This window comes from Variovorax glucosi, assembly GCF_051216695.1.
Classification (GTDB): domain Bacteria; phylum Pseudomonadota; class Gammaproteobacteria; order Burkholderiales; family Burkholderiaceae_C; genus Variovorax.
Genome location: NZ_JBPJZE010000417.1, coordinates 1 through 1,024, shown reverse-complemented (window position 1 = coordinate 1,024; position 1,024 = coordinate 1). Strand labels below are relative to the sequence as shown.

The following is a 1,024-nucleotide window of genomic DNA, read 5'->3' as shown; positions in this document are numbered from 1 at the left end:
AGGAACCCGAAACAGGCACCCCCAACCGATACCCATGCCGAGGCACAGGCGTGAAGTTGCAAACAGCCACAACAAACGCCCCATCCCGCCCCCGCCGAACAAACGCAAACACCGACTGATCCGCATCGTCATGCACGATCCACTCGAACCCCGCCCCGTCATGGTCAAGCTCATGCAACGCAGGAAAGTGCCGATACACGTTGTTCAAGTCGCGCACCAGCCGCCGCACCCCCTGATGAGAGGCGTGCTCCAGCAGATGCCAGTCCAGGCCGCGGTCCGCATTCCACTCCGCGTACTGCGCGAACTCGCCCCCCATGAACAACAACTTCTTGCCGGGATACGCCCAGAGGTACCCGTACAGGTTGCGCAAGCCAGCAAACCTCTGCCACTCGTCCCCGGGCATGCGCCCGATCAGCGAGCCCTTGCCGTGCACCACCTCGTCATGCGACAGCGGCAGCACGAAGTTCTCGCTGTGCGCATACATCAGCCCGAAGGTGATCTGCTGGTGATGGTGCTTGCGGTAGACCGGATCGGTGCCTCCATACGCCAGCGTGTCGTTCATACACCCCATGTTCCACTTGTAGTGAAACCCCAGCCCACCGTCTTCAGGCGGACGGGTCACGCCGGGGAAACTCGTCGACTCCTCAGCGAGCGTCACCGCCCCCGGCCGTTCGACGCCCACCACGCGGTTCATGCGCCGCAGGAAGTCGATGGCCTCCAGGTTCTCGCGGCCGCCGTGGCGGTTGGGAATCCACTCGCCGTGCTCTCGCGCGTAGTCGAGGTAGAGCATCGACGCGACGGCGTCCACGCGCAGCCCGTCGAGGTGGTACGTCTCGAGCCAGAACAGCCCCGACGACACCAGGAAGCTGCGCACCTCCGGCCGGCCGTAGTTGAAGATGCTGGAGTTCCACTCCGGGTGGAAGCCCTGGCGCGGATCGGCGTGTTCGTAGAGGTGCGTGCCGTCGAAGTATCCGAGCCCATGCTCGTCGGTCGGAAAGTGCGAGGGCACCCAGTCGAGCAGCAC

General features: G+C 64.3%; 1 protein-coding gene. It reads right to left on the bottom strand.

Annotation, left to right across the window (positions count from 1 at the left end):
• The coding region (gene glgB, locus ACSFA3_RS26145) for a 1,4-alpha-glucan branching enzyme (RefSeq protein ID WP_435508207.1) at nucleotides 1-1,024 on the bottom strand (1,024 nt) is incomplete at both ends.